This is a genomic window from Longimicrobium sp. (assembly GCA_036389795.1).
Taxonomy (GTDB): Bacteria; Gemmatimonadota; Gemmatimonadetes; order Longimicrobiales; family Longimicrobiaceae; genus Longimicrobium.
This window is the reverse complement of record DASVWD010000237.1, coordinates 1-20,217: the sequence shown is the minus strand read 5'-3', so window position 1 is coordinate 20,217 and position 20,217 is coordinate 1. Positions and strand designations below refer to the sequence as shown.

12 protein-coding genes are annotated in these 20,217 nt (G+C 72.4%); 7 read left to right on the top strand and 5 right to left on the bottom strand.

What is annotated here, in order from left to right:
* Positions 1-78: 78 nt before the first annotated feature.
* The 3 genes from VF746_27960 to VF746_27950 are packed head-to-tail and all read right to left on the bottom strand — an operon-like array spanning position 79 to position 3,337.
* Complete coding sequence (locus tag VF746_27960) at positions 79-1,260, bottom strand: FAD-dependent monooxygenase (GenBank protein HEX8696286.1); 1,182 nt, start codon at positions 1,258-1,260, stop codon at positions 79-81.
* Positions 1,257-1,973, bottom strand: a complete 717-nt coding sequence (locus VF746_27955; protein HEX8696285.1) for a methyltransferase domain-containing protein — start codon at positions 1,971-1,973, stop codon at positions 1,257-1,259. The genes VF746_27960 and VF746_27955 overlap by 4 nt, the downstream gene beginning before the upstream one ends.
* The gene (locus VF746_27950; protein ID HEX8696284.1) at positions 1,970-3,337 is read right to left on the bottom strand and encodes an amidohydrolase family protein; all 1,368 of its coding nucleotides are present in this window, start codon (positions 3,335-3,337) and stop codon (positions 1,970-1,972) included. Before VF746_27950 ends, VF746_27955 begins: the two co-directional genes overlap by 4 nt.
* Positions 3,338-4,307: 970 nt before the next feature.
* On the opposite strand from VF746_27950, the gene VF746_27945 reads away from it, so the two are divergent.
* The 3 genes from VF746_27945 (at position 4,308) to VF746_27935 (ending at position 9,631) form a co-directional block, all read left to right on the top strand.
* Positions 4,308-7,583, top strand: a complete 3,276-nt coding sequence (locus tag VF746_27945; GenBank protein ID HEX8696283.1) for a SusC/RagA family TonB-linked outer membrane protein — start codon at positions 4,308-4,310, stop codon at positions 7,581-7,583.
* Positions 7,584-7,605: 22 nt separating this feature from the next.
* Positions 7,606-9,024, top strand: coding sequence for a SusD/RagB family nutrient-binding outer membrane lipoprotein (locus VF746_27940; GenBank protein ID HEX8696282.1), 1,419 nt, complete (start codon positions 7,606-7,608; stop codon positions 9,022-9,024).
* Positions 9,025-9,127: 103 nt separating this feature from the next.
* Positions 9,128-9,631, top strand: a complete 504-nt coding sequence (locus VF746_27935; protein ID HEX8696281.1) for a hypothetical protein — start codon at positions 9,128-9,130, stop codon at positions 9,629-9,631.
* A 565-nt stretch (positions 9,632-10,196) separates the two neighbouring features.
* On the opposite strand, the gene VF746_27930 is transcribed toward VF746_27935, so the two are convergent.
* Entirely contained in the window at positions 10,197-11,030 is an 834-nt protein-coding gene (locus VF746_27930; protein ID HEX8696280.1) for a carboxypeptidase regulatory-like domain-containing protein, read from the bottom strand.
* Positions 11,031-11,417: 387 nt separating this feature from the next.
* Between VF746_27930 and trpE the strand changes: the two genes are divergently transcribed.
* The 4 genes from trpE (at position 11,418) to VF746_27910 (ending at position 18,874) form a co-directional block, all read left to right on the top strand.
* Positions 11,418-12,920 carry an anthranilate synthase component I gene (gene trpE, locus VF746_27925; protein HEX8696279.1) on the top strand — a complete coding sequence of 501 codons (1,503 nt, stop codon included), beginning with the start codon at positions 11,418-11,420 and terminating at the stop codon, positions 12,918-12,920.
* Between the two features lie 660 nt (positions 12,921-13,580).
* Complete coding sequence (locus VF746_27920; protein HEX8696278.1) at positions 13,581-16,853, top strand: SusC/RagA family TonB-linked outer membrane protein; 3,273 nt, start codon at positions 13,581-13,583, stop codon at positions 16,851-16,853.
* A 19-nt stretch (positions 16,854-16,872) separates the two neighbouring features.
* Positions 16,873-18,357 (top strand): SusD/RagB family nutrient-binding outer membrane lipoprotein, encoded by a 1,485-nt coding sequence (locus tag VF746_27915; GenBank protein ID HEX8696277.1) that lies wholly within the window; start codon positions 16,873-16,875, stop codon positions 18,355-18,357.
* Positions 18,358-18,427: 70 nt separating this feature from the next.
* Entirely contained in the window at positions 18,428-18,874 is a 447-nt protein-coding gene (locus VF746_27910) for a hypothetical protein (protein HEX8696276.1), read from the top strand.
* A gap of 350 nt (positions 18,875-19,224) precedes the next feature.
* On the opposite strand, the gene VF746_27905 is transcribed toward VF746_27910, so the two are convergent.
* On the bottom strand, positions 19,225-19,998 hold the full coding sequence (locus VF746_27905; protein HEX8696275.1) for a TonB-dependent receptor plug domain-containing protein: 774 nt from the start codon (positions 19,996-19,998) through the stop codon (positions 19,225-19,227).
* Between the last annotated feature and the right edge of the window lie 219 nt (positions 19,999-20,217).

Here is a 20,217-nt window from a genome sequence, read left to right as displayed (position 1 = left end):
ACCCTCTCCCGAAGTTGGGAGAGGGTGGCGGCTCTAAGGCCGCCGGGTGAGGGCCCCCCGGCGGTGCAGCCGACGCGCTCAGAACACCAGCCCCGCCAGCACCGGCACGATCAGCGAGCGCACCGGCCGCACGTCGCCGGTGACGCGCACCATGGTGTCGGCCAGCGCGGGGCGGCGGGCGAAGCGGTCGGCCACCGCGCCCAGCAGCGCCGGGCGGGCGACGAACGCCTCGACCACCCGCTGCAGCCGCTCGCCGGGGGCGAAGGCGCGCCGCCGCTCGTGCTCGTACGGCTGCAGCTTCCGCCGCGACGTGTCGCCCGCGCCGAGCGCCCTGTCCGCGACCTCCGCCGCCAGCGCGGCCCCCCGCAGCGCGCGGTAGATCCCCTGGCCGGTGAACGGATCATAGTACCCGGCCGCGTCGCCAACAAGCAGCGCCCCGTCGGCCACCGCGCGCCGCACCGGCCAGTCGAACGGCCCCGTCGCCAGCACCTCGTCCACCCGCTGCAGCCAGGGGAAGCCGTACTCCGCCAGCGCGCGGTCGAAGTACCCCGCCGGGTCGCCGCCCACGCGCTTCGCCTCCTCCCCCGCGGCCACCACCGTCACGTTCGCCAGCTCCCCGCCCACCCCGGCCACGCCCAGGCAGCCGCGGCGGGAGACGTGCACCTCGCCGCGCCCGCCCTCGCCGCGGAAGCCGGCCACGTGCGCGGTGAGGGCGACCTTGCGCAGCCTGGGAGGGCGGGCCAGCAGCTCCAGGCGGCGGACGAGCACGGAGCGCAGCCCGTCCGCCCCGATCACCAGGCGGGCGCGCACCTCCCGCTCGCCGCCCTCCGCGCGGACGCGCACCCCGGCGACGCGGCCCCCGTCGCGCACCACGTCCACGACGTGCCCGGTGCGCGTCTCCGCGCCCCGGCGCCCGGCGTGGCGGAAGAGGATGTCGTCCAGCACCAGGCGGGGAATGGCGACGCCCTGCTCCGCCGCGTCGAACCACCCCTCGAACGCGTGCCCCGCCCCCGCGCCGATCCGCCACCCCGCCAGCCGCCCGGGCCCGGCCGCCTCCACCTCGTCCCAGACGCCCAGCTCCCGCAGCGCCCGCACGCCCGCCGGGTTCACGCACTCCGCGCACGGCTTGCGGCGGGGGAACGCGGCGCGGTCCAGCAGCAGCACGTCGCGCCCGGCCTGCGCCAGCCGCGCCGCCGCCGCCGCGCCCGCCGGCCCGGCGCCGACCACCACCACCTCCCGCGACTCGGGAGCGCCGCTCATCGCCCGCCCTCCTTCTCGTGGACCAGCGCCAGGCGGAAGGGGAAGTGCGCGTGGACGCGGGCGCTCGCCAGCCCGGCCCGCGCGGCCAGCGCGCTCAGCTCGTTCGGCGTGAACGAGCGGCGCACCGAGAGCGGGCCGTCGTGGCGGGTCACCGGGTGCCGCCGCCAGACCGTCGCCGCCAGGAGGCGCGCCCCCAGCAGCGCCGCCCGGGAGCGCGCCAGGTCGTTGACGATCACCCCGATGCGGGCCACGCGCGCCAGCTCCCGCAGCACCCGCAGGTCGTCGCCCTCCCCGAAGTGGTGCAGCGCCGTCGAGCAGAGCGCGAAGTCGAACGAAGCGTCGGGGTAGGGGAGCCGCAGCGCGTCCGCGTACTCCACCGCCACCGCCGGCTCCGCGGCCGTGTGCGCGCGGGCCAGCTCCAGCGTCGTCGGGTGGTTGTCGGTCGCCACGATCTCGACTCCGGTGCCGCGGCGGCGCGCCCACTCCGCCACCGCCAGGGGGATGTCGCCCGAGCCGGTGCCCACGTCCAGGATCCGGTAGCGCTCGCGCGGGTGCCGGTCGGCCAGCCCGGCGAGATGGTGCAGGAGGACGCGGGTGCCGCCCAGCCAGCGGTTGACCGCGCGCAGGTCGGCCAGCGAGCGCGCCAGCTCCGCCCGGTCCTGCCCGGGCTCGTCCATCCGCTCGGCGCCCTCCGCCCGCGCCAGGCCGCTCATCCGTGCAGCGCCTGCCGCACGCGCTCCGCCGGGTCGGCCACGGCCTCCGCGAGCGCCGCCTCGTCCAGCGTGAGCACCTGCCCGTCGCGGTAGAGCACGCGGCCCTTCACCGCCGTCAGGATCACGTCCGTACCCCGCGCCGCGTGGAAGAGCGCCGCCACGGGGTCGTGCACCGGGCGCACGTGCGGCGCCCTGAACGACACCGCGCAGAGGTCCGCGTCCTTCCCGGGCTCCAGCGCCCCCACGCGGTCGTCGATCCCCAGCGCCCGCGCCCCGTCCAGCGTCACCAGCCGCAGCAGGTCGGGGCCGGAGAGGAACGAGCCCGAGGCCAGCCGCCCGCGGTGGATCAGCTCGCAGATCCTCGCCTCCTCCAGCAGGTCCAGGCGGTTGTTGCTCCCCACCGAGTCGGTGCCCAGCCCCACCCGCACGTTCTGGCCGCGCAGCTCCGGTAGCCGCGCCACCCCGTGCCCCAGCTTGGCGTTGGCCACCGGGCAGTGCGCCACCGCGCACCCCGTGTCGCGCAGCCGGGCCACGTCGTCGTCGTCCGTCCACACGCAGTGGATGAGGAGCGGCCGCGCCCGCAGCACCCCCAGCCGGTCCAGCATCTCCACCGTCGAGCGCCCCCGCGGCGGCGTTTCGATCCCGCGCGCCCGGAGGCCCGGCGCGAAGTCGCCCTCGCCGCGGGTGATCAGCTCGCGCTCGATCTCGCTCTCCGCCGCGTGCACCGCCATCGGCAGCCCCTCGGCGCAGGCGTAGCGCGCCACCGCGCTGAAGAGCCGGTCGGACACCGTATACGGCGCGTGCGGCGAGACGCCGATCCGCACCAGCTCCGTCTCCTCGCGCCGCAGCTCCTCCACCGCGCGCTGCAGCTCCGCCATCGAATCCTCGCACTGGCGCGGGTCGGGGCCGAACACCTCGCGGTACACCAGCCCGCGCAGGCCCGCCTCCTTGAGCGCGTGCACCGCCGCGGCCGAAGTCTCCGTGGCCGCCAGCGTGGTCATCCCCGCGCGCAGCGCCTCCACCAGCGTCCACCGCGCGGCCAGCGCGTAGTCCCCGTCGCGCAGCGCCGCGCGCTTGGCTCCCACCAGCCGCAGGATCCAGTTGCTGAAGCGCAGGTCCTCCAGCGCGCCGCGGAAGAGCGCGAGCTCCGGGTGGGCGTGCACGTTCACCAGCCCGGGGAGCAGCGCCGCCTCGCCCAGCTCCACGACCAGCGCCCCTTCGGGGGGCTCGATGGCCGCGCGCGGGCCCACCGCGGCGATGCGGCCGTCGGTGCCCACCATCACCGCCCCGTCGCGCACCGGCTCGCTGGTGACGGGCAGCACCCAGGCCGCCCGGTAGATCGTCAGTCGCGGTTCGTCGCTCATCCGTTCCCGTCTCCCCCTCTGCTTCCCTCCGGACGAATGCAATTCTAGGGCACTCGCCCTCCCCCGGCACGCCTTTGGAAGACGAAGTGCGTGAGTGCGGAAGTGCGCTCCCCCGGTGCCGCAGGTCGATCCTACGCACTAACGCACTAACGCACTAACGCACTAACGCACTGCGGTTCCGGGCGTGTCCCTCCGCTGCGCTCCGGGCCGGGCTGCGCGCGCGGTAGGGCACGGTACCGCTGTGCCCAACCGCGCCGGGCCCGCGTCGGCCGAAACTGCCCGGCCGCCCCGGTCCCGGCCCTGTCGGGCGCGCATCCCTCACGCGACCCCCGGAACGGGGAGCAGGTACGGGGAAACGGCCGGAGCTGCTACCCGTCCCCGGCTCGTCCGTCCCGTCCACCCCGTCCCGGGATCGGGAAGGGAGGCCGCCGCTCCTGAGCGGCCGGTGAGTGCTTCTCCCGGGCACGCAGCGACCGACCCGGCACTCACGTGCGCAGGTGGTCACGCGCCACCCTCCGTCCGCCCCCGAACCAAAACCCTCGTATTTTCCGGCTTGTCTTGACACCATCACCCCCCCGTCTTAGATAATCCTTCCGTCCTTGTGAAAGTGTTCCAACGGCGTGTAGGGTAAAAATTTAGCACCCGCGGGCGCCCCGGTGCGTCCGCCCGCCGCCGTGCCGTTCTCCCTGCTCCGAGCGTTTCCGCGTCCGGCTGCGCCCACCCGGCACCGCCCGCGGTAATCCGTCAGACGATCCCCTGGCCCGGCTGCCCGGCGCGTCCAGCCCGGCCGTTCCCGCCCACGTTCCCCAGGAGCCCTCGACCTCGCGGAGACGCGCCCGCTGTGCAGGATGAAGCCCCGAGCCCTCGCGCGGACCCGCTTCCGCGCCGGGCGGCCGGGCACGCCCCACGGCCCGCGAAGCGTCCGCTGCGGGCGTGATCGATTCACGGCAGGTCACGGAGGACGGACAGAATGAGAACATTGCGCTGTGCGCTGCGGGCCCTCGCGCTCGCCGCGGGCCTGGTCCCGGCTGCGCTCGCGGCCCAGGAGCCCGTGCGGATCACCGGCCGCACCACCGGCCCCACCGGCGAGGCCGAGTCGGCCGTGCTGGTGCGGATCCCCAGCCTGAACGTGGGCGTCACCTCGAGCCCCGACGGCAGCTACACCCTGGTGGTCCCCGGCGCCCGCGTGCGCGCCGGGCAGCAGGTGACCATCACCGCGTCGCGGGTGGGCCTGGAAACCCAGAGCCGCTCCATCACCCTCACCCCCGGCGCCACCCTCACGCAGAACTTCCAGCTCGGCCGCGACGCCCTGCAGCTGGAGGCGATCGTCGCCACCGGCGCCGGCACCGAGACCCGCGCCGAGCGCCTCGGCACCGCGCGCGCCACCGTGTCGCAGGAGCAGCTCCAGCGCGCCAACGAGCCCAACGTGATCGCCGCGCTGGCGCAGAAGGCGCCCAACGTGATCACCACCCAGGCCAGCGGCGAGCCGGGCGCCGGCACCTCGCTCCGCATCCGCGGCACCAGCACCCTGGTGGGCAACGACGAGCCCCAGATCATCGTGGACGGCGTGCCGATCAACAACAACGCCCGCTCCACCAACAACCCGCAGACGGGCGGCAACCTGGGCGGCGTCGTCTCCACCAACCGGGCGTTCGACATCAACCCCGACGACATCGCCTCGATCGAGATCCTCAAGGGGCCGGCCGCCACCTCGATCCTGGGCGCCAGCGCCGGCGCCGGCGGCGCCATCCTGATCACCACCAAGCGCGGCCGGCCGGGCGAGACGCGCTACACGCTGCGCTCCTCCCTGCAGTTCGACGAGGTGCCGCGCTTCGTCCCGCTGCAGCGGCGCTTCGGCTCCGGCACGGGCGGCGTGGCCACCCCGTGCCTGGCCAACCCCACCCCCGGGTGCACGCACAACAACCCCACCTGGGGGCCCGCGCTGGCGGCGGGGACGCCCACCTACAACCACGCCGCCGAGCTCTTCGAGGGCGGCCAGATGTGGGACAACACGATGACCATGTCGGGCGGCAGCGACCGCACCACCTTCTACCTCTCGGTGGGCGCGCTCCGGCACGACGGCTTCATCGTGAGCGACAACGACAGCTACGAGCGCTACACGGTGCGCTTCAACGGCGACCACCGCGTGCTGGACAACCTGCGCGTGGGCGGCAGCGTGGCGTACGTGCAGACCGAGGGCAGCTTCGTCTCGCGCGGCAACAACGTGAACGGGCTCCTGCTGGGCGCGCTGCGCACCCCGCCCGAGTTCAACAACCGCGAGTACCTCGACCCGCAGTTCGGGCTGCACCGGAGCTACCGCTTCCCGATGCCGCGCCAGCAGGACCTGATCAACGCCAACCGCGGCTTCGACAACCCGTTCTTCGCCATCTACGAGCACCCGAACCTGGGCGAGGTCGGGCGCGTGTACGGGAACATCAACGCCAACTGGCAGGCGCTGCCCTGGCTGGTGGTCAACTACAACCTGGGCGCCGACTACTCCAACGACGACCGCACCGAGGCGCTGCACGTCTCCGCGTCGGGCGCGGCCGCGGGCGGCACCGTCACCCGCTGGCAGTTCTACGATCGCATCATCGACAGCAACCTGACGGCCACCGCCAGCTACTCGCTGGGCTCGAGCCTCTCGGGCACCGTGAGCCTGGGGCAGAACCTGAACGAGACCTACTTCCGGCAGATCTTCGTCAACGCCCAGCAGCTCATCGCGCCCAAGCCGTACAAGCTCTCCAACACGGTCAACCGCAGCCCGCCCAACGACGCCGAGACCCGCCGGCGCCTGGAGGGCTACTTCGCCCAGGCCGAGCTCGACGTGGCCGACCAGCTCTTCCTGACGGCCCGCATCCGCAACGACGGCGCCTCCACCTTCGGCACCGAGACCAACCGGGCCTGGTACCCGGGCGCGAGCGCGGCGTGGACGTTCACCCGCACGCTGGGGATCCCGGAGGGCTTCCTCTCGCTCGGCAAGCTGCGCGTGGCGTACGGCCAGAGCGGCCAGGAGCCGGCCGCCTACCAGCTGCAGGACATCTTCACCAACGCCGGGATCGGCGACTTCAGCCCCGGCTCGATCCTGGTGCCCACCCTGGGCGGCTTCGGCGGGCTGTACACCGGCGGCAACCGGGGCAACCCGGGGATCAAGCCGGAGCGCGTGGCCGAGCTCGACGCGGGCGTGGACCTGGCCTTCCTGGGCGAGCGCGCCGACCTGGCGCTCACCTACTACAGCTCGCACGCCGAGGACGTGATCTTCGCCGTGCAGACGCCGCCGTCCACCGGCGCCACCTCGGTGACGCTGAACGCGGGCGAGATCCAGAATCGCGGCTGGGAGCTGGCGTTCAACGTGCGGCCGCTGGAGGCGCGCAGCGTCTCGCTCAACCTGGGCGTGAACTGGGCGCGCAACCGCAACAAGGTGCTCTCCCTGGGCGAGATCGCCCCCGGCATCCCGCGCGAGATCACCGGGTACAGCACCTCGTTCACCGGCAGCACCACGCACGCGCAGGTCGGCGAGCCGGTGGGGATCTTCCGCGGCTTCGGCTGGGCCCGCTGCGGCATCAGCCCCAACACCTTCACCTCGGGCGGCACCACCTACAACATCGAGAGCGCCTGCGCGGGCGCCCCCGAGGGCGCGCTGTACCTTGACGCCAACGGGCTGCCCGTCCTCGATCCCAACGAGCGCATCATCGGCGACCCGAACCCCGACTGGACGGCCGGCATCAACGCCGAGCTGAACATCCGCGGCGTGCGGCTCTCCGCCTTCCTGGACCATCGCCACGGCGGGCAGACCTTCAACATGACCAAGGGCTCGCTCCTCTCGCTCGGCACGCACGCCGACACCGAGATCCGCGACCAGCCGGCGCAGCCGTTCCAGCACTGGTACCCGGGCGAGACCGTGGTGGGCCCCGGGAGCGGCGTGGCCGTGCAGCTGGGCCAGAGCTGGTTCCAGAGCCTGGGCGGCCTGGGAGCGGCGCGCGAGCACCTGATGGAGGACGCCACCTTCACGCGGCTGCGCGAGGTGTCGCTGGCCTACACCTTCGACCAGCCGTCGCTCCGGCGCAGGCTCGGCCTCAGCTCCATCGACGTCCGGGTCTCCGGGCGCAACCTGAAGCTGTGGTCCGACTACAAGGGGTTCGACCCCGAGGTGCACACCGGCGGCGCGGCGGTGGCCAACCGCGGCATCGACTGGTTCACCAACCCGATCTCGCGGGCCTGGGTGTTCTCCATCGGGTTGAACCGCTAGCCTTGGAAGAGAGAAGCGACCAATGCAGAGATATCTCAAGACGGCCGGGGTCCTGGCGCTCACCGCCGGAATCGCCGGCTGCGGCGACGGGTTCCTGACCGGGCCGGGGCTGACGGAGAACCCGAACCAGCCGATCGAAGCCTCGCTGGACCAGCTGTTCGTGGCCATGCAGGCGCGGCAGTTCGTGGCCCAGGAGGGGCAGCTCGCCCGCCTGGCGGCGATCTGGACGCAGCAGCTCACCGGGATCTTCAACCAGCAGCTCGAGTGGGGTACCAAGTACCTCGTCACCGAGAACGACCTCAGCGGCCACTACAACCACTTCTACGTGGGCGGCGGGCTGCTGGACCAGCGCAAGATCCAGCAGCTGGCGGTGGCCGCCGGGAACACCAAGATGGAGGCCATCGCCAAGGTGTGGGAGGCGTTCACCATCGGCACCGCCACCTCGATGTTCGGCGACGTGGCCTACAGCGAGGCGGTGAACCCCGACATCCGGACGCCCCACCTGGATCCGCAGCAGCAGGTGTACGCCGACATCCAGGCCCTGCTGGACGAGGCGATCACGCAGCTCGGCAGCGCGCCGGCCGGCGCCATCGCCTCCGACCTGGTCTACAACGGCAACGCGGGCCGCTGGCAGCGGGCGGCGTACACGCTCAAGGCCCGCTACCACCTGCACACGGCGCCCAAGCTGGGCCAGGCGGCGTACCAGGCGGCGCTGGCGGCCGCGCAGAACGGGATCAACGAGGCCCCGGCGAACGTCAACGAGGCGGTGCACGGGCAGGCGGCGGGCGACTTCCGCTCCTTCCACGGCAACACGCTCGACGACGCCAACATCTGGTCGCAGTTCCTCACGGCGCGCGCCGACATCGCGGCCGGCAAGCGCCTGGTCGACGTGCTGGTGGCGCGCGGCAACGACCCGCGGCTGGCGGGCTACTTCGACCCGGCCAGCGACGGGCAGTACCGCGGCTCCAACCAGTGGGGCGCGGGGCCGTCGCCGTGGTCGCTGGTGGACGCGTCCACCCGCACCGCGCGCACCTTCCGCCAGCCGTACATCACCTGGACCGAGAACCAGCTGATCATCGCCGAGGCCCAGTTCCAGCTGGGCAACCTGCCGGCGGCGCTCAACGCCGTGAACGCGGTGCGCACGGCGCTGGGGATGCCGGGGCTGCCGGGGCCGATCACGCTCGAGCAGATCATGGTCGAGAAGTGGATCGCCCAGTTCCAGAACATCGACGTGTACAGCGACTGGCGGCGCACCTGCTACCCGCGGCTGGTGCCGGGCGGGCCCACCGTGAACGTGTCGGCGGCCTCGATCCCGGGGCGGGTGCCCTACGGCTCCAGCGAGCGGCTGCAGAACCCGAACGTGCCGGCGCCGTCGGCGCAGCCGGCGAAGAACTGGACCTACGACCAGATCACCTGCCCCTCGACGGGCGGGACGATCTGACCCGGTGACCGGAAGTCGCGGTATCGGAACGACCTTCACCTCGGCCCGGTGCGCGCCCAGCCACCGGGCCGAGCCCCACTTCACCCTGGAGGAAAGCGCAACGATGCTACGGTCTGTGGTCGGTCCCCGCGCCGGGGAGGTCCGCGCGGCGCCCGCCTGGCGGCGCCCGGTGGGCGCGTGCCTGCTGGCCTCGCTCCTCCTGTCCGCCTGCTACCGCACCACCCCGCTGCCGCTGTCCGCGCCCGCGCCGGGCACGCGCATCATGGCGGAGCTCACGCCGCAGGGGAGCGTGGAGATGGCGCCCACGATCGGCTCGGGCGTGCACGCCGTGGAGGGGATCACGGCGGGGGCGCGGCAGGGCGAGCTGGACATCTCGCTCCTGCGCGTGATCCAGAACGGCGGCACGGGCGTCGAGTGGAACCGCGAGGTGGTGCGCTTCCCCGTGACGGCGCTGGGCAGCGTGGGCGAGCGCCGCCTCGACCGGACGCGCACCTACGCGGCGGCCGGCGGCCTGACGGTGCTGGCGATCGTGCTGGGCAGGATCTTCGCGAACAGCCTGTTCGAAGGCTCCGGCACCGAGGAGCCGCCCCCGCCCCCGCCCCAGTGAGCGGAAGCGGCGGGGCCTCACGCAGAGTCGGCAGAGTCAGCAGAGGAGCCGCCTCCGCCGGGCCTGCGCGAGGAAAGCCTGCACACGGAGAAAACGGAGAGACAGAGCCAACCTCTGTCTCTCCGCTTTCGTTTTCGGTGTGATACCAGGTCCGGATGAACCCATGGCAGATGATCGACCGCGAAGCTGATCCGCTGATCGAGCCTCACACGGAGTCAACGGAGTCAACGGAGAAAAACCTCGATCACTCCGTCGACTCCGTGTGATACAGACTTCGAAAGATCCGTGGGTGCTTGCCGTCATTCTGAGGCCCGGCCACACCGAACCAGCATCTGCACGGATCGTCGCAGGGCCGAAGAATCTTCTCACCCTGGCAGGTGGGTTGGGCGCGGTAGCGACACGGATGCCCGCTTGCCTCATCCACCCGTTGTTCATCCGGACTCGGTATGATTCAAAACCCGGCGTGCTTGCCGGGCTCCAAAGAACTCGGGCGCCCGTTCCGTCCGCGGAGGCGGAGCGGCGGGTGCCCGGGAGTTTCGCTCGGCTCAGGTCGCCGGCGGCCTGCCTAAGTATTCTCTCCCCGGCGGGTCCAGATCACGATCACGCCGCAGCGGGAGTTCTGGATGCCGGAGTTGAACTGCGGGGGCAGCCCCGCCGCGCCGGTGTAGACCTCGATGGCGGCCACGTCCTCGGGGCGGACGAAGGTGTTGATGCCGATGTCGGCCGAGACCCGGAAGGGGGCGCCGTTGACGTAGTAGACCAGGGGGCAGCTCCGCTGTCCGGCCAGGCCGGTGGTGCGCCCGGTCTGCACCATCTGGCTGGTGCCGAAGGGGCCGGGCACCCCGTCGACCATCACCCCCGGCACGCGCCGCAGCACGTCGGTCAGCTGCCGCGGCTGCATCCGCTCGATCTGCTCGCGGGTGAAGAAGTGGCCGTTGCCGCGGCTCCTGCGCTGGTAGAACCCCTGCAGCTGGGGCGGGAGCGCGGCCATGGCGCTCACCTCCAGCTCGGCCAGCGCCACCGGGTCCGCCTCGAGCGTCACCGCCACCTGCAGCACCTCGCCCGCCACCAGCTCCACGCCGACCTTCGCGTCGCGGTAGCCCACGGCGTGGACGACGAGCGTCTGGCTCCCCGCGGGGAGGCCGTTGATGCGGAAGCGGCCGCCGCGCTCGCTGAGCGCGGCGAAGCCCGTCCCCTCCAGCCCGACGCGGGCCTGGGACAGGCGCAGCCCGTCGCTGCCGGTGACGGTGCCGGCCACGGCGGACGCGCGTTCCTGTGCCTCCGCGAGGGTCGAGCCGCCGGAGAGCGCGAGACCCACCGCGAGCGCCACGCGCCCCCACGGGGAGCGGGGGAGAGACGGGCGCCACGCCGCGGCGGAAAGCGGGAGGGGCGTATCCATGTAGAGATCCCTCGGGGCGGCCCGCACAGGGGGGATGCTGGCACGGGAGTGCCCGCCGACGTCGAGCGGCTCGATCGTCTCCCCGAACATGCCTCCGCCTCCACCGGAAATGATGCGGGGCATTGCCGCAATCGTCAAGCCATTCCGCCACAAAACGGCGGTTTCCACGCCGGCTGCTCCTGCCGATGACCAGACTTCCGCTCCGCTCCCTCGCTCGTCCCCGCCATCCTCCCGCCCGCAGCGGCGCCGCCGTTGAAGCCTCGCGGTGTTTACGAGGCTTTCTGCAGTCGTTGCCGCGGCTTGAGCCGCCCCGGCGCCCCGTTGACAGTGGACGGACGCCGCGGGAGATTGCGCCCACACTCCGGAACCCGTCCACGCCAACGGCCGATGTCGCTCACGCCGTCCTTTTCCGAGCTCGTCTCGCTGGCGCGAGAGGCCACGCTGGTCCCCGTGCGGCGCGAGCTGCTCTTCGACACCGACACCGCGGTCACCGCCTACCACAAGCTGGCGCGGCCGCCCTTCGGCTTCCTGCTCGAGTCGGTGGTGGGCGGCGAGACGTGGGCGCGCTGGACGTTCCTGGGCACCGAGCCGCGCGGCGCCTGGCGGCTGGACGGCGACCGCGTCTCGCGCTGGACGCCGGAGGCGGGGTGGAGCGAGCCCGAGCCTTCCGCCGACCCGCTGGGCGACTTCGGCCGGCTGCTGGCCGAGCACGCCCCCGCCGACGCGCCGGGGCTGCCGCGCTTCTGGGGCGGCGCCGTGGGCTTCTTCGGCTACGACGTCGTGCGCCTCATCGAGCGGCTGCCGAACGCGCCGCCGCGCGACCGGGAGCTCCCCGACGCGCTCTTCCTGCTCACCGGCGCCGTGGTGGCCGTCGACAACCTCTTCGGCCGCGCGCACCTGGTCTCCCCCGTCGACACGCGCGGGGCGGACGAGCCCGAGCTGCGCCGCCGCTACGACGCCGCCGCGGCCGAGCTCGACGCGCTCGCCCGGCGGCTGCGCGAGGGGGCGCCGCCCGCGCCGCTCGCGCTCGCGCCCCGCCCCGCGGCCGACCCGCCCTTCCGCAGCAACTTCACGCGGCCCGAGTTCGAGGAGCGCGTCCGTCGCGTGCAGGAGTACATCCGCGCCGGCGACGCCTTCCAGGTGGTGCTCTCGCAGCGCCTCACGGTCGACCTGGCGGCGGAGCCGTTCGACCTCTACCGCGTGCTGCGCGCCCTCAATCCCTCGCCCTACCTCTTCTACCTGGAGCTGGGGGGCTTCCGGCTGGTGGGCTCCTCGCCCGAGGTGATGGTGCGGCTGGAGGACGGCAGGGTGACCGTGCGCCCGATCGCCGGCACCCGCCGCCGCGGGAAGGACGCGGCCGAAGACGCCGCGCTCGCCGCCGACCTGCTGCGCGACCGGAAGGAGCTGGCCGAGCACCTGATGCTGCTGGACCTGGGGAGGAACGACGTGGGGCGCGTGGCGACCTACGGCAGCGTGCGCGTGCCGGCGCGCATGGTGGTGGAGAAGTACTCGCACGTGCTGCACCTGGTCTCCACCGTCGAGGGCGACCTGCAGGGCGGCCTCTCGGCGGTGGACGTGCTGCGGGCCTCCTTCCCGGCGGGGACCGTCTCGGGCGCCCCCAAGGTGCGCGCCATGGAGATCATCGACGAGCTGGAGACGGTGCGGCGCGGCCCCTACGCGGGGGCGGTGGGGCACTTCTCGCACGGCGGCCAGGCGATGGACACGGCCATCGCCATCCGCACCGTGGTGGCCGAGGGGGGCCGCGCCCACGTGCAGGCCGGCGCCGGGATCGTGGCCGACTCCGACCCGGCGTCGGAGTACGAGGAGACGCTCAACAAGGCGCGCGCGCTGCTGTTCGCGGCGCAGGCCGCGGGGGCGGGGAGTGCGTGAGTGTGAGAGTGCGAGAGTGCGAGAGTGCGAGAGTGCGAGTACGACGGTGCCGCTGCGCTCCGGAGCGCGTTCCGCGAGCTGTCGTGCAGTCGAGAGTCACGCTTCTCTGGCTGTCGCCGCGGCGGGCTGGAGGGCGGGGTGCAGAGACCGATCTATCCAGCGGACCTCCTCGCGGCCAACCGATCCCGCGGGTGCGGGATCATAGGGACGCGCCGCGGCACGGCGGCTGGGGCCCCGCGCTGGAGCGGGTGGGCTTGACACCGCCGAACGCGCCATCTATCCATACGGGCGTTCTCGTTTTTCCGGAAACATGCGCCCGGAGCCCACTTGGCGCCCCACCGGCGCCGGCAGCGTCTCCGGTGCGCACGCGGGTCCCGCCGGTTCCCCGGGGTGTCACGCTCCCCGCGGCCCGGGCGTTGTGTTTCGGTTGCGGTGCTCCACGCGAGGACGTCCCCCACCTTTCGCAAAGGAGGCGCGAGCGAGCCTACGTTTCTTCGCAGACAGGGACGAACTCCGCGCTCGAGGCGCGTGAGCGTCCCCGGTAAGGGAAGGTCCCGGAGCGGGGAGGCGCCGATCCCTGTAGGCGCCCGGCCCGCGCGATCCCGGCAGTCCTAACCCTGGCGGCCCGTCCCGGCCGCCGGAATCCCAGGAGGCCTTGGAATGAGAAAGCTTCGCCGGCTGCTCGCGACCCTGGTCGCCGCGGCCTTCGCGCCCGCCGCGCTGCTGGCCCAGGAGCCGGCCACGGTGAGCGGGCGCGTGACGAACGCGTCCGGAGCGCCCGAGAACGCGGTGCTGGTCCGCATCGAGGCGCTCGGCGTCGGCACCACCACCAGCGCCGACGGCAGCTACCGCCTGGTGATCCCCGCCTCGCGCGTGCGCGCCGGGCAGCAGGTCACCATCACCGCCAGCCGCGTGGGCCTGGCGGCCTCGTCGCGGCCCATCACCCTCTCCCCCGGCGCCAACCTCACGCAGAACTTCCAGCTCGGCGCCGACGTGCTGCAGCTGGAGCAGATCGTGGCCACCGGGCAGGGCACCGCCACCACGCGCGCCCGCGCCACCGCCACGGTGAACACCGTGCGCGCCGAGGAGATCGAGCAGAGCCAGGAGAACAACGTGGTGGCCGCCCTGGCGGGCAAGGCGCCCAACGTGCTGGTCACCTCCTCGGCGGGCGACCCCGGCGCCGGCGCCTACATCCAGATCCGCGGCGCGGCCTCGGTGGTCGGCGGCACGCAGCCCCTGATCGTGGTCGACGGCACCCCGATCGAGAACGGCTCGTACCGCATCGAGGACTACGACAACGACAACCCGGCCGCCGGCGGCACCACCGGCACCGTGGTCACCAACCGGGCCGGCGACATCAACCCCAACGACATCGCCGACATCCAGATCCTCAAGGGCGGCGCCGCCACCGCGCTCTACGGCTCGCGCGGCGCCAACGGCGTGGTGCTCATCACCACCAAGAGCGGCCGCGCCGGGCAGACCCGCGTCGCCTTCAGCACCACCTACTCCAGCGACGAGGTCAACCGGACGGTGCCGCTGCAGACCCAGTACGGGCAGGGTCTCAACGAGGCCGCGCTGGGCGGCGACATCAACGACGTGATCCCCTTCACCACCTCGTACGGCGCGCCGATCCCCGCGGGGACCCCGGTCTACGACCACGCCAACGAGATCTACCGCACCGGCAACCGCTGGGAGAACAACCTGACGCTCTCCGGCGGCAGCGAGCGCACCACCTACTACCTGTCGCTGGGGCGGCTCGACCACCAGGGCGTGATCGTGGGCCCGCAGAGCTACGACCGCACCACGGTGCGGCTGAAGGGGACGCACTCCTTCGCCGACGACCTGACCCTGGGCGGCAACTTCGCCTACACCAAGGGGCAGGGCGACTTCGTGCAGATGGGGTCCAACATCTCCGGCGTCCAGCTGGGGGCGCTGCGCACCCCGCCCAACTTCAACAACCAGCCGTACCTGGACCCGGTCACCGGGCTGCACCGCTCGTACCGCTGCAACACCGGCAGCTGCGTGGCCACGCTCGACGTCGGCCGCGGCTACGACAACCCGTTCTGGGTGGCCAACGAGATGCCGAACGAGTCGGAGGTCGACCGCTCCTTCGGCAACATCAACCTCGACTACGCGCCGCTGGACTGGCTGCGGCTCTCCTACATCCTGGGCGCCGACTACTCGCTCGACAACCGGCGCACCATCTTCCCCAAGAGCTCCTCGGACTTCCCGGCGGGGCGGATGATCCGGGCCGACCTGGAGACGTTCCAGATCGAGAGCCGGCTGCTGGCCACGCTCACGCGCAGCTTCGGCGAGAACGCCGTGGGGACGCTGTCGGTGGGGCAGAACCTGAACCAGTCGCAGTTCAGCCGCTACCAGGTCAACGGCAACACCCTGATCTACGGCGCCAACCAGCTGGACTTCGCCGTCGACAAGATCACCAACGAGTACCGCTCCACCACGCGCACCGACGGCTACTTCGCCAACGGCGAGGTGACCCTCTTCGACCAGCTGACCCTCACGGGGAACCTGCTGAACGAGGGCTCCTCCACCTTCGGCGGCGACGGCAAGCGCTTCTGGTACCCGGGCGTGGGCGTGTCCTGGCAGGTGAGCCGGCTGGGGATGTTCGACAACCTGTCGTGGCTCGACAACCTGAAGGTGCGCGCCAACTACGGCGTGTCGGGGCGCCAGCCCCCGGTGTTCTCGTCCGAGGGCGGCTTCGACCGCGGCGCCTTCTTCGACGGCTGGATCAGCATCGGGCTGGAGTCGATCTACGGCGGCAGCGACGGGATCTTCACCGACCCGATCCTGGGCAACCCCGACATCAAGCCCGAGCGCAAGAAGGAGTGGGAGGCCGGCTTCGACGTGGGCTTCCTGGGCGGCAGGATCGGGCTGGGCTTCACCTATTACGACCGCACCACCGAGGACATGATCCTGCTGGTGGAGCTGCCGCCCTCCAGCGGCTTCAGCTTCCAGTACCAGAACGCCGCGCGGGTCGACAACGACGGGATCGAGCTCACCCTGGACCTGAACCCGATCCAGCGCGACAACTTCGGGTGGACGGTGAACGCGCAGTACGCGCGCAACCGCAGCTGCGTGAAGGACCTCTCGGGCTCGGAGAGCGTGGGGCTCAACGGCTTCACCGGCGCGGTGGTCTCGCTGGTGGCCCCCGAGGCCAACGGCGGCAGGTGCGCGCCCTTCGGCGTGTTCTTCGGCGACGACTGGCTGCGCTTCGGCGTGGGCGGGCGCAACCCCGAGACGGGGAACCCGCTGGACAGCGACTTCCCCGACGCCCCGGCCGGCGCCATCTTCATCGGCTCCGACGGCTTCCCGGTCCCCGACCCGCAGTCGCGCATCATCGGCGACCCGAACCCCGACTGGACGGGGAGCATCCGCAACACCTTCACCCTGTTCAACAACCTGCGCATCTCGGGGCTCGTCGACGTGAGCCAGGGCGGGCAGATGTGGAACGGGACCAAGGGCGCGCTGACGTTCTTCGGCACGCACATCGAGACGCTGCCCTTCCAGGGCGCCGGCACCACGGGCGCCTTCGGGCAGGACTTCTACAGCGACTGGGAAGTGGCCGGCCCCGGCGCCGGGACCGACGTGACGCTCAACTGGGCGACCTGGACGGTGGACGGCTTCGGCAGCAGCTTCACCGGCCCCTCGGTCACCAACATCGAGGACGCCAGCTTCGTGAAGCTGCGCGACATCTCGGTCTCGTACACGCTCGACCAGCCGTGGCTGCGCCGCCGCTTCGGGATGAGCAGCATGAACATCACGCTCAGCGGCCGCAACCTGAAGACCTGGACCGACTACACCGGGATCGACCCCGAGTCGAACCTGACCGGCCAGAGCGTGGGGCGCGGGATCGACTACTTCAACAACCCGCAGACCCGCTCGTGGGTCATTTCGGTCAACCTGAACCGCTGACCCGCGCGAGGACATGACCATGCGAAAGACGACCAAGCGGGCCGGCCGCGCCCTGGGCGCGGCCCTCCTGGCGGGGTCGCTGGGTGCCTGCGACTTCATCAGCGGCGTTCCCGACAACACCAACCTGTTGACGGACGCGCAGGCCGGCCAGCTCTTCACCTCGATCCAGGTGAACACGATCTTCTTCAACGAGGGGCAGCTCTCGCGGCTCACCGCGATGTGGCTGAACCAGATCGCGGGGACCGACCGGCAGTTCGCCATCCTCGACCAGTACGTGATCGACGAGGAGGACGTCGACGTCGAGATGGCGGCCATCTACGGCGCCGGCGGCCTGCAGGACATCCGGCTGGCCCGCGAGAAGGCGGTGGCGGCCGGCCACACGCGCTTCGCGGCGATCCTCAAGATCCACGAGGCGTTCCTGTTCGGGATGGCGGCGAGCCTCTGGGGCGACATCCCGTACAGCGGCGCGGGCGACCCCACCACCGACGCGCCGCTGGACTCGCAGGAGTCGGTGTACGCGGCGGTGCAGACGCTGCTGGACCAGGCGATCGCCGAGCTGCCCACCGCCGCGGACGCCGGGGAGGCCGGGATCCTGGCGCAGCGCGACATGAACTTCGGCGGCGACCCGGGCGCCTGGCAGCGGGTGGCGCAGTCGCTCAAGGCGCGCTTCTACATGCACTGGGTGGAGGCGCAGGCCGCGGGCGGGGCGGCGGCCACGGCGGCCAACACGGCGTGCGCCGGCAACTGCCTGACCAAGGCGGTCGCGGCGGCGCAGGCGGGGATCAACAACGCGGGGGAGAACTGGGTGGGGGTGCACTCCAGCACCTCGACCGAGACCAACCTGTGGTACCAGTTCAACATCGACCGCTCGGGGTACACCTCGGGCGGCGAGCTGGGGGTGTCCGTGCTGCGCGAGCGCAGCGACCCGCGGCTGCCGCTCTACTACACGCCCGCCTCGACCGGGGCGTACCAGGGCTCCAAGCCGGGCTCGTCGACGGGCGACCTGGGCCCGTCGTCGTCGCAGCTCAACACCGGGGCCGGCGGCTACGCCGCGCCGGCGGCCGACCTGCCGATCATCACCTGCGCCGAGACCCGGTTCATCCTGGCCGAGGCGTTCTTCCGGCAGGGGGCCACGGCGAACGCGCAGACCCAGCTGCGCGAGGGCGTGCGCTGCCATCTGCAGCAGCTGGGGCTGCCGGCGGCCGACGCCAACGTGAACGCGCTGCTGCCGAGCCCGCTCCCCACGGGGGCCGCGCTACTGGCGGAGATCATCCGCCAGAAGTACATCGCGCTGTTCCTGAACATCGAGGCGTTCAACGACTACAAGCGCACCTGCCTCCCCGACATCCGGACGGTGAAGGCGGGCACCAGCCTCCAGGGCGAGGCGGTCCCGGGCCGCTTCTACTACGGCCAGACGGAGCGCCAGACCAACAGCAACATCCCGGACCCGGCGGCGCAGCCGCTGTTCAACCGCAACGACCCCACTCCCTGCCCCGCCACCTGAGCGGAGGCGGGAGCGGGGGAGGGCCGGCCGCACCGGGCGGCCGGCCCTCGCCCGCGGCGAAAGGAAGACGATGAAGCGAGCGGTTTCCGCGGTGCTGCTCTCCACGCTGGGCCTGAACGCGTGCCTTTCGTACCGGGCGGTGCCGCCGGCCGAGGTGCCGCCGCAGGCCACGGAGGTGCGGGTGCAGCTCTCGCGGCCGATGGACTTCCCGATCTCGAACGTCACCGTGCGCGACGTGGTGCAGGTGACGGGCGAGGTGGTGGCGGCCGACTCGTCGTGGCTGCGGCTGTCGGCGTACGGGCTCCGGGCGCAGACCGGGTACTCGGTGCCGGTCTCCGGCGAGACGGTGCAGGTGCCCCGCGCCCAGGTGGTGGGGCTGCAGCGCAAGAAGGTGGACACCGCGCGCTCGGTGGGGTTGGGCGCCGCGCTGGTGGCGGGCACCCTGGTGGTGGCGGCGATCAGCGGGGGCCTGGACTTCGGCCGGGGTGGCACGCCGCGCCCGCCCCCGCCGCAGTAAGTGCGAAGTGCGAAGTGCGAAGTGCGTAGGCGGGGAGTGATACCAGGTTGCCGAGCATAGTTCTGGTTCCAAACAGATTGGAATCACACAGAGGACACAGAGAACACAGAGGGAACTGAAGACGCGATTGAAGTTCTCTGTGTCCTCCGTGAGAGGCTTTTCAGAAGCTGTACCTGAACGATGCTCTGCAAGGTGGTATGATCTAAGCGCCTGCGGTTGCACGGAAACAGCGGAGCCGGTAGAGGCTGAAAGTCTCTGCCGGCTCCGCTGTTTCCGTGTGGCACCCGTCCGGGGCTACCACAGGCATTCAAGCACTTCGCACTTCGCACCACGCACTTCGCACCCGCAGTTCAGACCCGCTCCTTCAGCCAGATCAGCACCACGCCGCACTCGGAGCCGGGGCGGCGGAACTCGGTGGGGACCTCGGAGAGGCGGCGGTACACCTCGATCCCCTCCACCTCGTCGGGGCGGATGTCGTTGGAGATGACGCCGGGCAGGTCGGGCTCCCACGACATGCCGTCCAGGTAGTACTGCACCGGGCACTCGCCGCGGCGCGCGTCGCCGGTGGTGTACATGAAGGGGGTGGTGCCGTTGACCTGCAGGATCTCGCCGCGCGAGGTGGGGACCACCCGGATCCCCGGGATATCGCGGAAGGCGTCGACCAGGCGGCGGGGCTTGCGCCGGTCCAGCTCGTCGCGGGTGAGGAAGGCGCCGCGGCCGCGCTCCTTGCGCTCGTAGAAGCGCCTGAGCATCGGCGAGTGCGGCTGCCGGCGCGAGGTGGCGGACACCCCGGCCACGCTCACCGGCACGGGGACGAGCGCCACGGCCAGCTCCCACCCGTCGCCGAAGGGCCCGCGCTGGTAGTGCTCGTACCCCAGGCGGCGGATGCTGAGCGAGGCGCCGGGGGCGCGCGGGAGCAGGGCGCGCCCCTGCGCGTCGGTGGCGACGCGGTTGCGCCCCAGCCACACGTCGGCGCCCTCGACGGGGGCGCCGGAGCCGGCGTCGCTCACGCGCACCAGCACCACTTCCTGCGGGGCCTGGGCGGGGCTGGCGGCGGGGAGCACGGCGAGGGCGCAGGCGGCCGTGAGCGCCGCGCGCGCGAGGCGGTGCCGGGTGATCAGCATGGCGACCTCCCGCGGGTGATGCAGGGGCCCGGGACGCCTGCCGCGGCGGTCCGGGCGGTTGGCGGTGCGCAGCATAAAGCGAGCCGCACCAGGGCTGTTTCCGGCACGGGATCGCGGTCTCGGCGAGGGAGAGGGGCCGCCCCGGCGGGCCGTGGCGGCGCACCTCCAATTTGCATGCATCGCGCTGCGCGGTAAAGGGTTCCGTGCGCGCGCCGGGCC

What these genes read in the sequence shown, in the direction of transcription:
- VF746_27960 (HEX8696286.1), bottom strand. Translation starts at nt 1,260, where the DNA reads ATGAGCGGCGCTCCCGAGTCGCGGGAGGTGGTGGTGGTCGGCGCCGGG.
- VF746_27955 (HEX8696285.1), bottom strand. Translation starts at nt 1,973, where the DNA reads ATGAGCGGCCTGGCGCGGGCGGAGGGCGCCGAGCGGATGGACGAGCCC.
- VF746_27950 (HEX8696284.1), bottom strand. Translation starts at nt 3,337, where the DNA reads ATGAGCGACGAACCGCGACTGACGATCTACCGGGCGGCCTGGGTGCTG.
- VF746_27945 (HEX8696283.1), top strand. Translation starts at nt 4,308, where the DNA reads ATGAGAACATTGCGCTGTGCGCTGCGGGCCCTCGCGCTCGCCGCGGGC.
- VF746_27940 (HEX8696282.1), top strand. Translation starts at nt 7,606, where the DNA reads ATGCAGAGATATCTCAAGACGGCCGGGGTCCTGGCGCTCACCGCCGGA.
- VF746_27935 (HEX8696281.1), top strand. Translation starts at nt 9,128, where the DNA reads ATGCTACGGTCTGTGGTCGGTCCCCGCGCCGGGGAGGTCCGCGCGGCG.
- VF746_27930 (HEX8696280.1), bottom strand. Translation starts at nt 11,030, where the DNA reads ATGGATACGCCCCTCCCGCTTTCCGCCGCGGCGTGGCGCCCGTCTCTC.
- trpE (HEX8696279.1), top strand. Translation starts at nt 11,418, where the DNA reads ATGTCGCTCACGCCGTCCTTTTCCGAGCTCGTCTCGCTGGCGCGAGAG.
- VF746_27920 (HEX8696278.1), top strand. Translation starts at nt 13,581, where the DNA reads ATGAGAAAGCTTCGCCGGCTGCTCGCGACCCTGGTCGCCGCGGCCTTC.
- VF746_27915 (HEX8696277.1), top strand. Translation starts at nt 16,873, where the DNA reads ATGCGAAAGACGACCAAGCGGGCCGGCCGCGCCCTGGGCGCGGCCCTC.
- VF746_27910 (HEX8696276.1), top strand. Translation starts at nt 18,428, where the DNA reads ATGAAGCGAGCGGTTTCCGCGGTGCTGCTCTCCACGCTGGGCCTGAAC.
- VF746_27905 (HEX8696275.1), bottom strand. Translation starts at nt 19,998, where the DNA reads ATGCTGATCACCCGGCACCGCCTCGCGCGCGCGGCGCTCACGGCCGCC.